This is a genomic window from Ruegeria sp. K7 (genome assembly GCF_056531785.1).
This window is the reverse complement of the sequence record NZ_JBQFMJ010000003.1, coordinates 91230-107660: the sequence shown is the minus strand read 5'-3', so window position 1 is coordinate 107660 and position 16431 is coordinate 91230. Positions and strand designations below refer to the sequence as shown.

Sequence of the window (16431 nt, the reverse complement as noted above, 5' to 3'; positions counted from 1 at the left end):
TCTTTTGTTGAAAAGCACCCCCACAGGGGGCAGCGCTTTGCTGAGACAAGGGAAACCCTCTCGATGAAACCCGGACCTAAGAACCTGATCACCGATATCCCCGGGCTTTTGGTCGGAAATGCTCAGGATGGCCGGTTGAAATCCGGCACAACCGTTCTAACGGCCAATCAGCCTTTCACCGCGTCCGTGCACGTGATGGGCGGCGCGCCGGGTACGCGCGAAACCGATCTTCTGGCCCCCGACAAAACGGTGACAAAGATAGATGCCATCGCCCTGTCCGGCGGATCGGCTTTTGGACTGGATGCCAGTTCCGGCGTGTCGGATGCGCTTCGGTCGCAAGGCCGGGGGTATCCGGTCGGCCATACCGTGGTCCCGATCGTGCCCGGGGCAATCCTGTTCGATCTGCTCAACGGCGGTGACAAAAGCTGGACCGAGAACCCGTACCGTGCCTTGGGGCGCGCCGCTTTTGACGCGGCCTCAAAGGACTTTGCGCTGGGCACGGCCGGTGCAGGGACCGGAGCCCTGGCCGCTATGTACAAGGGCGGGCTTGGGTCTGCATCGCTTGTTCTGGACACGGGCGTCACCGTCGGGGCACTGGTCGCAGCCAACCCGCTGGGCAGTGTCACCACGCCCGGCGACCGTCATTTCTGGGCTGCGCCTTACGAAATTGGCGACGAATTCGGCGGTTTAGGGCCTGATTCCAGCGCAGGCCTGGGGCTGCCTCAGGTCAGCCGCAAGGCGCAGGCCATGCGTCCGGCCGAGCCGGACAAGACCAACACAACCATTGCTGTCGTTGCGACGGACGCCGTTTTGACCAAACCGCAATGCCAAAGGCTGGCCGTGGCCGCGCATGATGGTATTGCACGCGCCATCCTGCCCGCCCACACGCCGGGTGACGGTGATCTGGTCTTTGGTGTCAGCGCCGGGTCAATACCTTTGGAGAACGAGGCAGAGCTGGGAATGATCGGGCACGCCGCCTCGCTATGTCTGACGCGCGCCATTGCGCGGGCGATTTATCTGGCAACACCAGCGGCTGGCGATCTTTTGCCCTGTTGGTCCGGGTCACATGACATAAGTTAAGGACGGCCACTATGCCGCAGTGGCACAGTGGCCGCGCGCGGCAATCTGCGCGTTGACTCTTTTTTGCGCCGACGATCCATTCGGTGCAGCCAATTCGTATCGGAGCAAAAGCTATGAATCGCATCCTCGCAACCGCAATCGTCGGCCTGATGGCCCTACCCGCATATGCAGAAGGCGACGCCGAGGCCGGCAAAAAGACCTTTAACAAATGCAAATCCTGCCACCAGATCGCCGATCCTGCTGGCGAAGTTATCGTCAAGGGCGGCAAAACCGGTCCGAACCTGTATGGAATCGCGGGTCGGACCGCAGGCACCGTCGAAGGGTTCAAATACGGCGACAGCATCGTGGCTGCAGGTGAAAACGGGCTGGTTTGGGATGAAGCGACCTTTGTCGAGTATTCGCAAGATCCCAAGACCTTTCTGAAATCCTATCTGGATGACACAGCTGCCAAGTCCAAGATGACATTCAAACTGAAAAGCGGCGGCGAAGACGTCTACGCTTATATCGTCAGCGTTTCGGGCGAATAATCTCCAGCCATCAGACGACCTGTGTGAGTACAAAAGGCCGCAGCCCCTGCGGCCTTTCGTGCGGTTGATAACGCGTACGATCAGCGCCACGTTGGGAATGCGCGGCCAGTCACGCTCTGAACATGTGATGCCGCGACGCCAAGCCGATCCGGCCAAAGGTAATCCGCAATGTCCCGTCACACAGGCGGATTGGCTGCAGGAGACAACAAATGGGTATCATGATCCCGGCATGGGTCGATGGCGAACTGACCCCCGTCGACAAGCTTGAGGCGCATGAAAAGGGCCTGCGACACAAGGCGGTGTCGGTCTTTGTCGTGCGTGGGACAGAGATATTGCTGCAGCGCAGGGCGTTGGGAAAGTACCATACGCCGGGCCTGTGGGCGAACACCTGTTGCACACATCCTGACTGGGGTGAAACCGCATCCAAATGCGCTGTGCGCCGTCTGCGCGAGGAACTTGGGATTACAGGGCTTTACCCGGAATACCGTCATCGGCTGGAATACCACGCCGATGTCGGCAACAACATGATCGAACATGAAGTCGTCGACGTGTTTCTGGCCAGGGCTCGTGGTTCTCTGAAAATCGAGCCTAATCCGGAAGAAGTCATGGAGATCCGCTGGATCGACTATCACGATCTTCTGGCCGAGGTGCAGCGCCACCCATCCCGGTTTACGCCGTGGTTGAAGATCTATCTGCACAACCACTCTGACACGATTTTTGGCCCCGATCTGATCATCTCGGCGCCATCCTGACGTCTACGGCTTGCAAGGTCCGCCCAAGCCGCCTAAATCAACGCGTCATGGCCAAACAGAAGACAGACCCGAACTACAAAGTCATCGCCGAAAACCGGCGTGCCCGCTTCGATTACGCGATCGAGGACGATCTCGAGTGCGGCATCGTGCTGGAGGGGTCCGAGGTCAAGTCCCTGCGCGCTGGCGGATCGAACATCGCCGAAAGCTATGCTTCGGTCGATGACGGAGAATTGTGGCTGATCAACAGTTACATCGCGCCCTACGAACAGACCAAGGTCTTCAAACACGAAGAACGCCGCCGGCGTAAGCTGCTGGTTTCGCGCAAGGAATTGTCGAACCTGTGGAACGCGACCCAGCGCAAGGGCATGACACTGGTGCCACTGGTTCTGTATTTCAACCACAAGGGCCGCGCGAAGCTGAAGATCGGCATCGCCAAGGGCAAGAAGCTGCACGACAAGCGCGAAACCCAGGCCAAGCGCGATTGGTCACGGCAGAAGCAGCGGTTGATGAAGGATCACAGCTGATCCTTCACCGGTTTCAGAACGCCATCGCCGCGGAAACGGCGCGTTTCCAACGGTCATAGGCCGCATCGCGGTCTTCGGCAGACATTTCCGGTTCAAACCGGCGATCCAGCTCCCAGGTTTCCGAGAATCCCTGCTGGTCCGGATAGATGCCGGCGCGCATCCCGGCCAGCCAGGCAGCGCCCAGGGCGGTGGTTTCCTGCATCACAGGGCGGTCAACCTCGGCGCCGAGATAATCCGACAGGCCCTGCATCGCCCAATCCGATGCACTCGCCCCGCCATCGACGCGCAGGGTGACATCGGTATCCGCGCCCCAATCACCCTGCATGGCATGCCACAGGTCGCGCGTCTGGTAGGCGATGCTTTCCAGCGTAGCCTTGGCAAACTCGGCGCGGCCTGAATTGCGGGTCAGGCCAAACACCGCGCCGCGGCAATCCGGCTTCCAATAGGGCGCCCCAAGGCCGGTGAAGGCCGGAACCAGCACAACATGCTGGTTGGGATCGGCCTGCTGCGCCAGTTCTCCGCTTTCCGGCGCCGAGTCGATAATCTTGAGCGCGTCGCGCAGCCATTGAACCGCCGCCCCGGCGACAAAGATCGACCCTTCCAGCGCGTAAGTCCGCTGACCGTCCAGCTGATAAGCGATGGTGGTCAACAGGCGATTGTTGGATTTGACCGGCGTTGGTCCGGTGTTCAGCAGCGCAAAGCAACCCGTGCCATAGGTTGACTTCATCATCCCGGGCTGGAAACAGGCTTGTCCGATGGTGGCGGCCTGCTGGTCCCCGGCCACGCCCAGGATCGGAATATTGCCCCCAAATAGATACGTATTTCCGAAGTCCGACGCACAGTCATGTACCTTCGGCAGCATATTCATCGGCACATCCAGCAGATCGCAGATTTCGGCGCTCCACTCACCCTTGTGAATGTCGAACAGCAGAGTGCGTGCGGCGTTGGTTGCGTCGGTGGCGTGGCTGCGCCCTTCCGTCAGGCGCCAGATCAGGAAGCAGTCGATGGTGCCGAACATCAACTCTCCGGCTTCGGCCCGTTCCCGCGCGCCGGGTACGGTGTCCAGCAGCCATTTTACCTTGGTGCCCGAAAAATAGGGATCAAGCAGCAGACCGGTCTGGGCGGTGACGTCATCTTCACAACCGGCCTGCTTGTAGCGGGCACAGATCTCGGCGGTCCGGCGGTCCTGCCAGACGATGGCGTTGTGGATCGGTTTGCCGGTGGCGCGGTCCCAGACGACGGTGGTTTCGCGCTGATTGGTGATACCGATGCCAGCGATCTGATCTGCGGTTACGCCGGTGTTGTCCATCACCTCGCGGCAGACACGCAGGACGCTTTCCCAAATTTCCTCGGCATCATGCTCGACCCAGCCCTCCTGCGGGAAGTGCTGAGTAAATTCGTGCTGCGCGGTGCCGACGCGCTGCATATCCGTGTCGAACAAAATGGCCCGCGATGATGTGGTGCCCTGATCAATGGCAAGAATATAGGTCACGCCTGCGCCCTCTCCCGTTTGGTTTTGCAGGACTTTAGCGCAAACAATGACAATCGTGCCAGAGCGTTCAGACAGGAATGTTGTCGATCAGCCGAACACCTTCAAGCCAGGCCGCCGCCAGCAGACGAGCGGGCCGCTCAGCATGGCTCAAGGGTTCCAGTGTCTCGGCGCAGTGCAGTTTCAAATATTCCACCTGCGCAAAGCCAGCAGCCAGCAGGGCAGTGTGCGCCTTCGAAGCCAGCGGATCGAAAGCTACCCCGCCATCCAGCGCGTCCGCCAGTTCCTGCATGACCCTGCTCATCTTCGCTGCAGTCTTCAGCCCTTCGGGTGACAGGCGCAGATTGCGCGAGGACATGGCAAGACCCGAGGGTTCGCGCACCGTGGGGCAGCCGATCACCTCGATGGGGATATCCAGATCCCGCGCCATCCGACGAACGACCAACAGTTGCTGATAGTCTTTTTCCCCGAAATAGGCTCGATCTGACTGTGTTTGAAGGAACAGTTTTGCGACCACCGTGGCGACTCCGTCAAAGTGACCGGGGCGGAATTCGCCCTCAAGCACATTGGTCAGACCCATGACAGATACATTGGTGGCGAAGCCCTGCGGGTAGATTTCCTCGGGCTCGGGCACATAGATCGCGTCGACACGCAATGGGGCCAGTTTCTGCGCGTCCTCGATTTCGGTGCGCGGATAATTGGCCAGATCCTCGGGGTTGTTGAACTGTTTGGGGTTCACAAAGATCGTGACCATCACCCTGTCGGTGCCCGCCTTCGCGGCCTCGACCAGCGACAGATGCCCCAGGTGCAACGCACCCATTGTGGGAACAACCCCGATCACCTCGCCCTTGCGACGCCAATCGGTGGTCAGCGCGCGCAAATCCGCCAGACGGCGAAGGATTGGAGCGGTCATTTCCCGGGTCCCTTGGACGGCGCCCGGTCGGCAAAGACATGTTCGTCCGCCGGAAAAGTCCGCGCCCGCACTTCGGCGGCGTATTCGGTAATGGCAGCCTCGGCCAGAGGGCCAAGCTCGGCATACCGTTTGACGAATTTCGGTTTGAAAGCGGTGAAAAATCCCACCATGTCGTCTACCACCAGGATCTGCCCATCGCACCCGGCGGACGCACCGATACCAATCGTCGGTATCGCAATCTCAGCCGTAATGCGGTCGGCCAACCCTTGCGGAACTTTCTCTAACACGACGGAAAATGCGCCGGCTTCGGCGACGGCATGGGCGTCGGCCAGCACGGCGTGGGCCTGACCATCTCGGCCCTGTACCTTGTAGCCGCCCAGCGTGTTGATCGATTGCGGCGTCAGGCCGATATGAGCCATCACCGGGATGCCACGCCTGACCAGAAAGCGGATCGTCTCGGCCATCTCAACGCCGCCTTCCAGCTTGACGGCTCCCGCGCCGGTCTCTGCCATCAGGCGGGCCGCGTTCTTGAACGCCTGTGCCGGGTCGTGTTCGTAGCTGGCAAAGGGCATGTCGATGACCATCAAGGCCGTCTCCAACCCGCGCGCGACGGCCTGTCCATGCAGGATCATCATCTCCATCGTCACCCCAAGGGTCGATTCCAGCCCGTGCAGCACCATGCCGACGCTGTCGCCCACCAGAACAAAATCGCAATGGGCATCCATCAGCCGCGCCATCGGAGTGGTATAGGCGGTCAGGCTGACCAATGGATCACCGCCTTTTCGGGCGCGAATATCCTCGGCATTTGGGGCTTTTTTGCGGGCTGTGGCGCTCATGCTCGTTCCTGCAGGGTCAATGTTGCAGTGCAGCATAGCAGATCGCGCGCTGGCGAAGAAACCCCGGTTGCGCGAACATTTCCTTGAATGACCCGAGGTTTAGAGTGACATTGTTATCAATAAAGCCGGTGACAGCATGAGCCGGTCTGTTTTCAGTGGGGAGTTAATTTCGTGACAATACAGATGTTTCGACCCTTTGTGTCAGCACTGGCCGTCAGTGCCAGCCTGTTTGCCAGCCAGGCCCTGGCCAAATCAGATATCACAATAGCGATGGGGCTTGAGCCGCCGCATCTGGACCCGACAAGCGCGGCGGCACAAGCGATAGATTCGGTCGTTTACACCAATATCTTCGAGGGCCTGACCCGTTTCATGGGTGACGGATCCGTTGTCCCGGGTTTGGCGGAAAGCTGGGAGATTTCGGATGATGGCACCGAATACACCTTCACGCTGCGCGACGGGGTGACGTTCCATGACGGCACAACCATGGACGCCGAGGACGTCAAATTCAGCCTGGATCGCGCCCGCGCCGAAGACAGCGCCAATGCGCAGAAGGCGTTGTTCGCCGGAATTCAGGATGTCGAGGTTGTTGACCCGCTGATCGTCAAAGTCACCTTGTCCGAACCCAATGGCAATTTTCTGTTCAACATGGCCTGGGGCGACGCGGTGATCGTTGCGCCCGAAAGCATAGAAAACATCAAGACAAATCCGGTCGGCACCGGCGCTTATACCTTTGGCAATTGGGTTCAGGGCGACAGCATTACGCTGAACCGCAATCCTGATTACTGGGGTGACCAGCCCGCGCTGGAAACGGCCACCTTCAAGTTTATCTCGGACCCGACCGCTGCCTTTGCCGCCATGATGGCCGAGGATGTGGACGTTTTCGACATTTACCCGGCTCCCGAGAATCTGCCTCAGTTCGAGGCCGATCCGCGGTTTCAGGTTCTGGTCGGCTCGACCGAGGGCGAGACGATTCTGTCGACGAACAACAAGCTGACCCCGTTCGATGACATTCGCGTTCGCCAGGCGCTGGCTCATGCTATTGATCGTCAGGCCATCATTGACGGCGCCATGTTCGGATACGGCACGCCAATCGGCACTCATTTCGCGCCGCACAACCCGGCTTATGTGGATCTGACCGGCAATTCTGCCTACGACCCTGAAAAGGCAAAGGCGCTTCTGGCCGAGGCGGGTCTGGAAAACGGGTTCGAAACCACGCTGCATCTGCCGCCGCCATCCTATGCCCGCCGTGGCGGTGAAATCATTGCCGCGCAGCTGGCCGAGGTCGGTATAACGGCCGAAATCATCAACGTGGAATGGGCGCAATGGCTAGAGACGGTGTTCAAAGGCAAAGATTTCGGCCTGACCATCGTAAGCCACACGGAACCGATGGATATCGGTATCTATGCGCGCCCCGACTACTATTTCCAGTATGACAGCACTGATTTTCAGGCTCTGATGGATACCCTGAATTCCACGACCGATCCTGACGAACGCGCACGGCTTCTGGGCGAGGCGCAACGGCTGATTTCGAATGACTACGTCAATGGATATCTGTTCCAGCTGGCAAAGCTGGGCGTGGCCCGGGCCGGAGTGCAAGGGCTGTGGCAGAATGCGCCCACCGCCGCAATTGATCTGACCGGGATCAGCTGGTCAGAATAATATCACGCCGGGGCCGCGTCTGGCGGCCCCGGTGATCCCCAACTCAAAGCGAGCCCGAATGTGAAACTGGTCCGCGTCATATGTCTCCTGGCTGTGATGACATGCCTCTCTGTGATCGGGGGCGGGCCGGCATTGGCGCAGAACACGCTGGGCGGCGGGCTTCACGCGCTGAAAGGGACACCGGAAAACCCGCTCCAGGTTGGAATCGGCATCCGGATCGATCAGATCACAAGCGTGGATCAGAAGGCTGAAAATTATGGGGCCGTCGTCATATTGAGGGCCGAATGGACCGATCCGACGCTGGCCTTTGACCGGGATGACGTCGGACGCGAAATTCAGGTCTTTAACCCTCCGGTGCTAGCCAATCACGCCCGCGAATTGGGGGCGGTATTGCCTGCGTTTGTGGTGCATAACCAGCAATCCAACAAGTGGGTCCATGAAGCCGCCGCCTCGCTGCGCCATGACGGGCATGTTGTCTATGTCGAGAAATCCTCGCTGACCTTGCAGGCCCCGCATTTCGATTTCCGGAAATACCCCTTCGACACGCAGCAGTTCTATTTCGAAGTCGTCTCGGTTTTTCCGACTGAATACGTGTCCTATTACCCGCTCGAGGCGCATTCCGGCCTCGGCGATCTGCTGGGTGAGGAAGAGTGGATCTTGGACAACGCCCGGGTCGAGCGCTCGACCGTGATCGGACTGTCCGGCCGGGATAGTGACCAGATCGCCCTGGCCTTCGAGGGTCACCGGCACCTGACCTATTATGTGATCCGGGTATTTCTGCCGATGCTGGTGCTGATCTCTGTCGGGTGGGCGCTGTTTTTTCTGGATGAATACCGCCGCCGGATCGAGATCGCCGGGGGTAACCTGCTGGTATTCGTGGCCTTCAACTGGGCCATTTCTGCCGACCTGCCCAAGCTGGGCTACCTGACTTTTCTGGACTTCATATTGCAATGCATGTTCCTGATGACCGGGGCGCTGATCGTGTTCAATGTTGCGCTGCGCAAACTGAAAGTGTCCGGTCGCGAGGACGCGGCACGAAACCTGGACAACTATGCGATCAAGTGGATTTACCCGCTGGGTTACGCAGCCATTGTCGGCTATGCGGTTTTTGCCTTTTTGATGACACCTTAGGTGCTGGACCCGTGCGGTATGCGCCCCTAACGTGGTCCTGATGCTGCGCTATGCCCTCAAACGTCTGATTTCTTTGCTGATCAGCCTCGCCGTCGCCTCGGTCGTCATCTTTGCGGTGATCGAGGTTGCGCCGGGTGATCCGGCCTCATTCATGCTGGGCGTGAATGCACAGCCCGATACTTTGGCGGCGCTGCGGGCTGAACTTGGGCTGGATGGGACAAAGCTGCAACGGTATCTGAACTGGGTCGGCGGCATGTTGGTGGGGGATTTCGGCACGTCCTACACGTATCGCACACCTGTTTCCCAGATGATCGCGGATCGTCTTTGGGTGTCGCTCCCGCTCGCGCTCTATGCGTTGACGCTGTCTACCCTGATAGCCTTTCCCGCTGGGATCTACGCAGCATCCCGCCGTGGCAAGCCGGGTGATCTGGCTATTATGGGTGCCACGCAGCTGGGCATCGCGGTGCCGAATTTCTGGTTTGCGATGATGCTGGTGCTGATCTTCGCCATCAACCTGCGCTGGTTCAATGCCGGAGGGTTTGCAGGATGGAAGGATGGCCTTTGGACCGGCCTGCATTCCCTGACCCTGCCCGCAGTCGCGCTGGCCTTGCCGCAGGCGGCGATTCTGGCGCGCGTGATGCGGTCGGCCCTTCTGGACATTCTGGGCGAGGATTTCATGCGCACTGCCCGGGCCAAGGGGCTGACCCGCCGCCGGGCGCTGTGGCGGCATGGGGTTAGAAACGCGCTGATCCCGGTGTTGACCATCATCGGGCTGCAGTTTTCCTTCCTTCTGGCCGGCTCGATCATCATAGAGCAGGTGTTCTATCTGCCCGGCCTCGGGCGACTGGTGTTTCAGGCCATCTCGGCGCGCGACCTGATCGTAGTGGAATCCGTGGTCATGCTGCTGGTCTTCGCCGTCATCACCGTCAATTTCCTTGTCGACCTGGCCTACGCCGCCGTTGATCCAAGGTTAAGGAGCCGGACATGAGCCGTAACCTGATCCTCGGCACAGCGCTGTCCTCGCTGGTTCTGCTGGCGGCCCTTTTGTCATTTGTCTGGACGCCTTACGACCACGCCACGCTGAACATCCCCGGCAAGTTGCAGACACCGGACCCAAAACACTGGTTCGGAACCGACCATTTCGGGCGCGACATGTTTTCGATGATCATGGTCGGTGCGCGCACGTCGATTGCGGTTGCGCTGGTGGCCGTCGGCATCGGCATGGCGCTGGGCGTGCCCTTGGGACTGGCGGCGGCCGCCCGCAAAGGATCCTGGCTGGACGAGGTGATCATGCGCGGCAACGATCTGGTCTTTGCCTTCCCTTCGCTGGTTATTGCCATCCTGATCACCGCTGTTTTTGGCGCCGGTGCGATCAACGCGATCATCGCCATCGGGATATTCAACATCCCGGTGTTCGCCCGAATTACCCGCGGCGCGGCTCTGTCGCTGTGGGAGCGGGAGTTTATTCTCGCCGCCCGTGTCTCGGGCAAGGGCGCGGCGCGGATATCGATCGAACATATCCTGCCCAACGTCGCCAATCTGCTGATCGTGCAGGGCACGATCCAGTTCAGCCTTGGCATCCTGGCCGAGGCGGGCCTGTCCTATGTCGGTCTGGGTGCGCAACCGCCCACGCCAAGCTGGGGGCGGATGCTGGCGGATGCGCAGACTATGGTCAGTTTTGCCCCGCATTTGGCTCTGATTCCGGGGGTGGCGATCATCGTCACGGTTCTGGGGCTGAACCTGCTGGGCGATGGTTTGCGCGACTTTCTGGATCCACGTATTCGGGTGGCCCGCACATGAGCCTGTTGCAAATCGAGAACCTGTCATTGTCGATTCATGGCGCGCCGATCCTCAGACAAGTCGGCCTGACAATTGATCCCGGACAGATCGTGGCCGTAACCGGTGAAAGTGGATCCGGCAAATCCATGACCGCGTTGGCCGTGATGCAGTTGTTGCCGAACGGAGCGGTGGCCAACGGCACCATTCAGCTGGACGGACAGGATCTGATGCAGCGGTCCGAGAGCCAAATGTGCGCCCTGCGTGGCGCGGCCATCGGCATGGTGTTCCAGGAGCCGATGACTGCGCTCAACCCGGTCATGACGATCGGTGATCAGGTGACGGAAACGATTCTGATCCACAAGGCGATGTCACCCGCCAAAGCCCGCGAGCAAACGCAAAAGGTTCTGACCCGCGTCGGCCTGCCGCCCGACCGGTTTCCGCTATCGCGCTATCCGCACGAACTATCTGGCGGTCAGCGTCAGCGCGTTGTGATCGCAATGGCCATCGCCTTGCGACCTCGGCTTCTGATCGCCGATGAACCGACCACCGCACTGGATGTCACCACGCAGGCACAGATTCTGGACCTTTTGAAGGGGCTGGTTCGCGAATACGGCATGGGATTGCTGATGATCACCCATGACCTGGCGGTTGTCGCCGACATGGCGGACCAGATTATTGTCATGCGCCACGGCGAAGTGGTGGAAAGGGGTGCAACGAACGATCTGCTGCGGAACATGCAGCACCCCTATACCCGTATGTTGTTCGAAGCCTCGGACCATCAGGTCACACTTCCCGATCCCGTTCGACCGGGCCCGCTGCTGGAGGTGACAAATGTCGTTCGTGACTACCGTTTGCCCCGCAGGCGGCTATTCGAAACACCGGCTCGCCACCGGGCGGTGGATGACGTCAGCTTTACCCTCAGCCGGGGTGAGCGCCTTGGTCTGGTCGGAGAGTCCGGTTGCGGAAAATCGACACTAACACGGGCAATTCTAGGGCTTGAAGATGTTCAGGGTGGGCACGTTCTGTTGAACGGGCAGCCTGTTTTTGCGGCCCACAAGCCCAATCTTGCGGTGCGCCGTAACATGCAGGTGGTGTTTCAGGACCCATTTGGCAGCTTCAACCCACGCCATCGTGTCGGGCGGCTGATCACCGAGCCGTTTCACCTGCTGGACACCCCGCCGACGGGATCAGAGCGGCAGGACAGGATTTCCGAGATGCTGACGGCCGTTGGCCTCAGCCCCGGTGACGCCGGAAAATACATACATGAATTCTCGGGTGGGCAGCGTCAGCGGATCGCCATCGCCCGTGCGCTGATCATTCGGCCGGAACTGATCCTGTTTGACGAAGCGGTCTCGGCGCTGGATGTATCGGTTCGGGCGCAAATCCTTGACCTGCTGGCCGAGCTTTGTGCGACCTATGATCTGACCTATCTGTTCATAAGCCACGATCTGAGTGTCGTTCGCACGATCACGGATCGGGTCATGGTGATGCAATCCGGACGAATTGTTGAACAGGGTGAGACTGAAGCCGTCTTCAGCAATCCTCAGCATCCTTATACACAAAAGCTGATTTCCGCTGCGCCAAAGCTGCCGGATTACAATCGAGGTGCCGCGTAAACTGCCTTGTTAGAGCCTGAATTGGAGACATTGAATGACTGATCAGATCTGGTTTGACCCAACTCGGTGTCTGATAGCAGGCGAGTGGATATTACCGATCAGCGGCGGTACCTTGCCCCTGACCAATCCCTCGGACGGATCAGAAATCTGCCAGATTGCGCGCGGCACGAAGCAGGATATCGATGCTGCTGTTGGCGCGGCCCGGTCCGCTTCGAATGGAGCGTGGGGCCGAATGACGGCGCTGAACCGAGGACGTATTCTGACCCGCTTGGGGCAACTGGTTCTGGAAAAGGTCGAAGACCTTGCCACTCTCGAGGCGATGGATGTCGGCAAACCTCTGACCCAGGCTCGCGCAGATGCAGTTGCGTTGGCGCGCTATTGCGAGTTCTACGGTGGCGCAGCAGACAAGGTCATGGGCCAGACGATTCCATATCTGGACGGCTATACTGTCTACACGCTGCGCGAGCCGCACGGGGTTACCGGCCACATCGTGCCCTGGAACTACCCGATGCAGATCATCGGCCGGTCTGTTGGCGCTGCGTTGGCGATGGGCAATGCCTGTGTTCTGAAACCGGCAGAGGAGGCATGCCTGACCGCGCTGGCTTTTGCGCATCTGGCGCTTGAAGCCGGCTTGCCGCCCGGCGCGCTGAACGTCGTGCCCGGGCTTGGGGCCGAGGCCGGAGCGGCGCTGTCGGCACATCCGGATGTCGACCATATCTCATTTACCGGATCCGTTGCCACGGGCGCATTGGTGCAGCAGGCGGCGGGGCGCAACGTGGTGCCGGTGACGCTGGAACTGGGCGGAAAGTCCCCTCAACTGGTGTTTGACGATGCCGATCTGGATGCTGCGCTGCCGTTTCTGGTGAACGCAGGGATTCAGAATGCCGGCCAGACCTGCTCCGCCTCGTCTCGCATATTGTTGCAGCGCGGTATCTACGATCAGGTCCGATCGCGCATGGCCCAAACTTATGAACAGTTGTCTGTCGGACCGGCGATGCAGGATTTGCGGGTCGGCCCGTTGATTTCGGACCGGCAAAAGCAGATCGTGACCGGGTTTCTTGAAAAAGGTTCCGATCTGAAAATCGCGGCACAGGGGCGGATCGCTGAGGGTGCGCCGGAAAGCGGCGCTTATGTTCGCCCGACCCTATTCTCGGACGTGCCGCCGGATCACGTCCTGGCCCGGGACGAGATATTTGGCCCGGTACAGGTTCTGATCCTTTTCGACACCGAGGAGCAGGCTCTAAATATAGCAAACAGCACCGATTATGGTCTGGTTGCCAGCATCTGGACCCGCGACGGGGCGCGGCAGATGCGGCTGGCGAAACAACTGCGTTCGGGACAGGTGTTCATCAACAATTACGGTGCAGGTGGCGGGGTCGAATTACCCTTTGGCGGGGTGGGAAAATCCGGTCACGGACGCGAAAAAGGGTTCGAGGCGCTGTACGGGTTTTCGCAACTGAAAACGGTGGCGGCTTTCCACGGGCGATGATCTAGACGATCACTTCGATCGCCTTTTGCGCGCCAACTCCGAACACGCGCTTGTAGCGTTCGATCTGATCCGCCGGACCCATAGCCTTTTCGGGATTGTCCGATAGCTTCACTGTCGGTCGGCCATTGGCAGAAACTGCCTTGCACACCAGCGAAAACGGCGCCAGCGCATCATCTGGCACGAGCCCCCGGAAATCATTTGTCAACAGGGTCCCCCAACCGAAGGACACGTTGACCCGTTCCGCAAACTGGCCGTGCAATTCCTGAATTTTTGCAACATCCAGCCCGTCTGAAAAAATGATACGTTTCTGGCGCGGATCCTCGCCGCGGGATTTCCACCAGTCGATGGCAATCTCGGCACCGGCGGCCGGATCGCCGCTGTCGATACGAATGCCGGTCCATCCGGCCAGCCAGTCGGGCGCGCTGTCCAGAAACCCCTTGGTGCCATAGGTATCGGGCAGGATAATCCGCAGGTTGCCGTCATGTTCCTCGTGCCAGTCGCTCAGGACGTCATAAGGCGCCTGGGCCAGGTCCGCGTCGCTATCGGCCAGTGCGGAATAAACCATGGGCAGTTCATGGGCATTGGTGCCGATGGCCTCGACCTCGCGTCGCATCGCGATCAGGCAGTTCGACGTTCCGGTGAACGAACTGCCCAGCCCTTCGATCATCGCTTGAACGCACCAGTCCTGCCACAGGAAGGAATGACGCCGGCGGGTTCCGAAGTCGGCGATCCCCAAGCCGCCAATACCGCGCAGTTGTTCGATCTTTTCCCAGACCCGGGTCATCGCACGGGCATATAGTACCTGCAGTTCGAACCGGCGCATGTCATTCAGAACCGCGCGCGACCGCAGTTCCATCAACACCGCCAGCGCCGGGATTTCCCACAGCATGACCTCGTGCCATTTGCCCTCAAAGGTCAGCTCGTACTGATCGCCTTTGCGTTCCAGGTGATAGGGCGGCAGGCGCAGGTTTTCGAACCATTCCATGAAATCCGACCGGAACATCTGCCGCTTTCCGTAGAAAGTATTGCCGCGCAGCCACGTGCTTTCGCCGCGGCTGAGGCTGAGCGAGCGGATATGATCCAGTTGCTCGCGCAATTCGCCTTCATCGATGAGTTTCGCCAGCGGAATGTGATTCGACCGGTTGATCAGCGAAAAAACGACGTCCGTTTGGGGCTTATTTCGAAACACTGACTGGCACATCAGAAGTTTGTAGAAGTCCGTGTCGATCAAAGACCGGACAATCGGGTCGATCTTCCATTTGTGATTGTACACGCGTGTCGCAATATCGACCATGTGGAACTCCTGCGATTTCCATTGTTAGATCAATCGGAACGATGAATGGCAAGAGTCGCCCAATTGGTGACAATGACAAGGTCCAGTCACATTGCGGGCAAATTGTGTGTGCTTTTCACGGGTTAGTGAAAAGAGGGGATGGACATGTGAGTTGAGTTTAGTGAATGGGTCTCGAGTACGACTTTGATATTGTAACGATTGCACAGGACGAAGTGGAGCCAGCTCAGGCGGACACAGAAGCTTTGCAAAATGGGAAGACGCGGGCCCGAGCCTTGTTCCGCGACTTTCAGACGGCAGAAGCCCTGCGCGACACGTCACCGAATATCCGCAAGATGTTTGTGGATGCCGGGTTCGATTTTGAAACCCGGAACAGCAGTTTGCCCAATGGTATCTATCGGGCAGAAGACGAGGATTTGCGAAACCTCGTCATCCAGCGCCTTTTTGCCAATATCAAGGCCACGGGCCTGGCGGGTGAGTATTGTGGTGAATTTGATTTGTGGGCGTTTCTGAACGGCATCAAAACCGCCCGCCCACAAGGGAAACGCCGCCGAAAACCACCAATACAGTTGCTGCCCTACATTCAGCCTGAACCGGAAAGCGCACCGCAACCGGTGCCGCCCAAACGGCGGACGCTGCCCTGGCGCGTTGGAATCGCGCTGGGTCTGGCTGTGCTGTTGATTGTCTTGCTCAGATTCCTGGCAGCAGCCGGCGCGACGCCTTAGACCAGGGTGACGCCGGCCTTCTGCATCGCGTTTTCCGCCGCCTTCAAGGATCCGTCCAGATCAATGGCGCGACAGGCCGCCATCCTGACAGTCACGTCAAATCCCAGACGCGCCGCGTCAAGTGCTGAAAACTGAACACAAAAATCAGTGGCCAACCCGGCAAGTGTCAGTTTGGTGATGCCACGGGTGTTCAGATACCCCTCCAGACCGGTGGGTGTCTTCTGGTCGTTCTCAAAAAAGGCCGAATAGCTGTCGACGGCAGGGCGAAATCCTTTGCGAATGATCAAATCTGCATCGGTTCTGAGCTCCGCATGAAACGCGCTGCCCTGGCTGCCCTGAATGCAATGATCCGGCCACAAAACCTGGGGGCCATAAGGCATTTCGACCGATTCAAATGGGTTACGACCGGGATGCGAACTTGCAAATGACGAATGCCCATCCGGGTGCCAGTCCTGGGTCAGAATGACCGCGTCGAAGTCGTCCATCATGTCGTTTATTGGGGCGACTACTTCGTCGCCGCCGGGAACAGCCAGCGCGCCGCCGGGGCAGAAATCGTTCTGAACATCGATCACGATCAGGGCATGAGTCATGCAGACCTCCTTCCGTCGATCTATCGGTAG

At 59.3% G+C, this 16431-nt stretch carries 16 protein-coding genes; 11 read left to right on the top strand and 5 right to left on the bottom strand.

Annotation, left to right across the window (positions count from 1 at the left end; all coding sequences use genetic code 11):
* Positions 1–63 precede the first annotated feature (63 nt).
* The 4 genes from ACR0FE_RS07530 to smpB all read left to right on the top strand — a co-directional run bounded on the left by ACR0FE_RS07530 (position 64) and on the right by smpB (position 2883).
* Complete coding sequence (locus ACR0FE_RS07530) at positions 64–1080, top strand: P1 family peptidase (RefSeq protein WP_480912112.1); 1017 nt, start codon at positions 64–66, stop codon at positions 1078–1080.
* 113 nt (positions 1081–1193) lie between these two features.
* Positions 1194–1607 carry a c-type cytochrome gene (locus tag ACR0FE_RS07525; RefSeq protein ID WP_170612926.1) on the top strand — a complete coding sequence of 138 codons (414 nt, stop codon included), beginning with the start codon at positions 1194–1196 and terminating at the stop codon, positions 1605–1607.
* A 209-nt stretch (positions 1608–1816) separates the two neighbouring features.
* Positions 1817–2359 (top strand): isopentenyl-diphosphate Delta-isomerase, encoded by a 543-nt coding sequence (idi, locus tag ACR0FE_RS07520; RefSeq protein WP_170612928.1) that lies wholly within the window; start codon positions 1817–1819, stop codon positions 2357–2359.
* A 47-nt stretch (positions 2360–2406) separates the two neighbouring features.
* Positions 2407–2883: an SsrA-binding protein SmpB gene (gene smpB / locus ACR0FE_RS07515; protein WP_170612930.1), complete on the top strand. Its 477-nt coding sequence runs from the start codon at positions 2407–2409 to the stop codon at positions 2881–2883.
* A 13-nt stretch (positions 2884–2896) separates the two neighbouring features.
* On the opposite strand, the gene glpK is transcribed toward smpB, so the two are convergent.
* From glpK to panB, 3 genes are all read right to left on the bottom strand, one after another.
* The gene (glpK, locus tag ACR0FE_RS07510; protein WP_480912109.1) at positions 2897–4375 is read right to left on the bottom strand and encodes a glycerol kinase GlpK; all 1479 of its coding nucleotides are present in this window, start codon (positions 4373–4375) and stop codon (positions 2897–2899) included.
* 67 nt (positions 4376–4442) lie between these two features.
* Entirely contained in the window at positions 4443–5285 is an 843-nt protein-coding gene (panC, locus tag ACR0FE_RS07505; protein WP_480912107.1) for a pantoate--beta-alanine ligase, read from the bottom strand.
* Positions 5282–6121: a 3-methyl-2-oxobutanoate hydroxymethyltransferase gene (panB, locus tag ACR0FE_RS07500; RefSeq protein WP_170612936.1), complete on the bottom strand. Its 840-nt coding sequence runs from the start codon at positions 6119–6121 to the stop codon at positions 5282–5284. The genes panC and panB overlap by 4 nt, the downstream gene beginning before the upstream one ends.
* A gap of 183 nt (positions 6122–6304) precedes the next feature.
* On the opposite strand from panB, the gene ACR0FE_RS07495 reads away from it, so the two are divergent.
* The 6 genes from ACR0FE_RS07495 (at position 6305) to ACR0FE_RS07470 (ending at position 13795) form a co-directional block, all read left to right on the top strand.
* Positions 6305–7780, top strand: coding sequence for an ABC transporter substrate-binding protein (locus ACR0FE_RS07495; protein ID WP_480912455.1), 1476 nt, complete (start codon positions 6305–6307; stop codon positions 7778–7780).
* Positions 7781–7876: 96 nt separating this feature from the next.
* Positions 7877–8911: a ligand-gated ion channel gene (locus ACR0FE_RS07490; RefSeq protein WP_480912103.1), complete on the top strand. Its 1035-nt coding sequence runs from the start codon at positions 7877–7879 to the stop codon at positions 8909–8911.
* Positions 8912–8951: 40 nt separating this feature from the next.
* On the top strand, positions 8952–9899 hold the full coding sequence (locus ACR0FE_RS07485) for an ABC transporter permease (protein ID WP_480912100.1): 948 nt from the start codon (positions 8952–8954) through the stop codon (positions 9897–9899).
* Positions 9896–10711, top strand: coding sequence for an ABC transporter permease (locus tag ACR0FE_RS07480; RefSeq protein WP_170807051.1), 816 nt, complete (start codon positions 9896–9898; stop codon positions 10709–10711). The genes ACR0FE_RS07485 and ACR0FE_RS07480 overlap by 4 nt, the downstream gene beginning before the upstream one ends.
* Positions 10708–12306, top strand: coding sequence for an ABC transporter ATP-binding protein (locus tag ACR0FE_RS07475; protein WP_480912097.1), 1599 nt, complete (start codon positions 10708–10710; stop codon positions 12304–12306). The genes ACR0FE_RS07480 and ACR0FE_RS07475 overlap by 4 nt, the downstream gene beginning before the upstream one ends.
* A 34-nt stretch (positions 12307–12340) precedes the next feature.
* Positions 12341–13795 carry an aldehyde dehydrogenase family protein gene (locus ACR0FE_RS07470; RefSeq protein WP_480912094.1) on the top strand — a complete coding sequence of 485 codons (1455 nt, stop codon included), beginning with the start codon at positions 12341–12343 and terminating at the stop codon, positions 13793–13795.
* A 1-nt stretch (position 13796) separates the two neighbouring features.
* Here ACR0FE_RS07470 and pncB read toward each other — a convergent pair whose 3' ends face one another.
* Positions 13797–15089, bottom strand: a complete 1293-nt coding sequence (pncB, locus tag ACR0FE_RS07465; RefSeq protein WP_480813767.1) for a nicotinate phosphoribosyltransferase — start codon at positions 15087–15089, stop codon at positions 13797–13799.
* 164 nt (positions 15090–15253) lie between these two features.
* On the opposite strand from pncB, the gene ACR0FE_RS07460 reads away from it, so the two are divergent.
* Complete coding sequence (locus ACR0FE_RS07460) at positions 15254–15811, top strand: hypothetical protein (RefSeq protein WP_480912092.1); 558 nt, start codon at positions 15254–15256, stop codon at positions 15809–15811.
* Here ACR0FE_RS07460 and pncA read toward each other — a convergent pair.
* Positions 15808–16401, bottom strand: coding sequence for a bifunctional nicotinamidase/pyrazinamidase (gene pncA / locus ACR0FE_RS07455; RefSeq protein ID WP_480912091.1), 594 nt, complete (start codon positions 16399–16401; stop codon positions 15808–15810). The two genes, ACR0FE_RS07460 and pncA, sit on opposite strands and share 4 nt — an antisense overlap.
* Between the last annotated feature and the right edge of the window lie 30 nt (positions 16402–16431).

Coding starts and splice junctions, on each gene's coding strand:
- ACR0FE_RS07530 (WP_480912112.1), top strand. CDS start 64: ATGAAACCCGGACCTAAGAACCTGATCACCGATATCCCCGGGCTTTTG.
- ACR0FE_RS07525 (WP_170612926.1), top strand. CDS start 1,194: ATGAATCGCATCCTCGCAACCGCAATCGTCGGCCTGATGGCCCTACCC.
- idi (WP_170612928.1), top strand. CDS start 1,817: ATGGGTATCATGATCCCGGCATGGGTCGATGGCGAACTGACCCCCGTC.
- smpB (WP_170612930.1), top strand. CDS start 2,407: ATGGCCAAACAGAAGACAGACCCGAACTACAAAGTCATCGCCGAAAAC.
- panC (WP_480912107.1), bottom strand. CDS start 5,285: ATGACCGCTCCAATCCTTCGCCGTCTGGCGGATTTGCGCGCGCTGACC.
- panB (WP_170612936.1), bottom strand. CDS start 6,121: ATGAGCGCCACAGCCCGCAAAAAAGCCCCAAATGCCGAGGATATTCGC.
- ACR0FE_RS07495 (WP_480912455.1), top strand. CDS start 6,305: ATGTTTCGACCCTTTGTGTCAGCACTGGCCGTCAGTGCCAGCCTGTTT.
- ACR0FE_RS07490 (WP_480912103.1), top strand. CDS start 7,877: ATGACATGCCTCTCTGTGATCGGGGGCGGGCCGGCATTGGCGCAGAAC.
- ACR0FE_RS07485 (WP_480912100.1), top strand. CDS start 8,952: ATGCTGCGCTATGCCCTCAAACGTCTGATTTCTTTGCTGATCAGCCTC.
- ACR0FE_RS07480 (WP_170807051.1), top strand. CDS start 9,896: ATGAGCCGTAACCTGATCCTCGGCACAGCGCTGTCCTCGCTGGTTCTG.
- ACR0FE_RS07475 (WP_480912097.1), top strand. CDS start 10,708: ATGAGCCTGTTGCAAATCGAGAACCTGTCATTGTCGATTCATGGCGCG.
- ACR0FE_RS07470 (WP_480912094.1), top strand. CDS start 12,341: ATGACTGATCAGATCTGGTTTGACCCAACTCGGTGTCTGATAGCAGGC.
- pncB (WP_480813767.1), bottom strand. CDS start 15,089: ATGGTCGATATTGCGACACGCGTGTACAATCACAAATGGAAGATCGAC.
- ACR0FE_RS07460 (WP_480912092.1), top strand. CDS start 15,254: ATGGGTCTCGAGTACGACTTTGATATTGTAACGATTGCACAGGACGAA.
- pncA (WP_480912091.1), bottom strand. CDS start 16,401: ATGACTCATGCCCTGATCGTGATCGATGTTCAGAACGATTTCTGCCCC.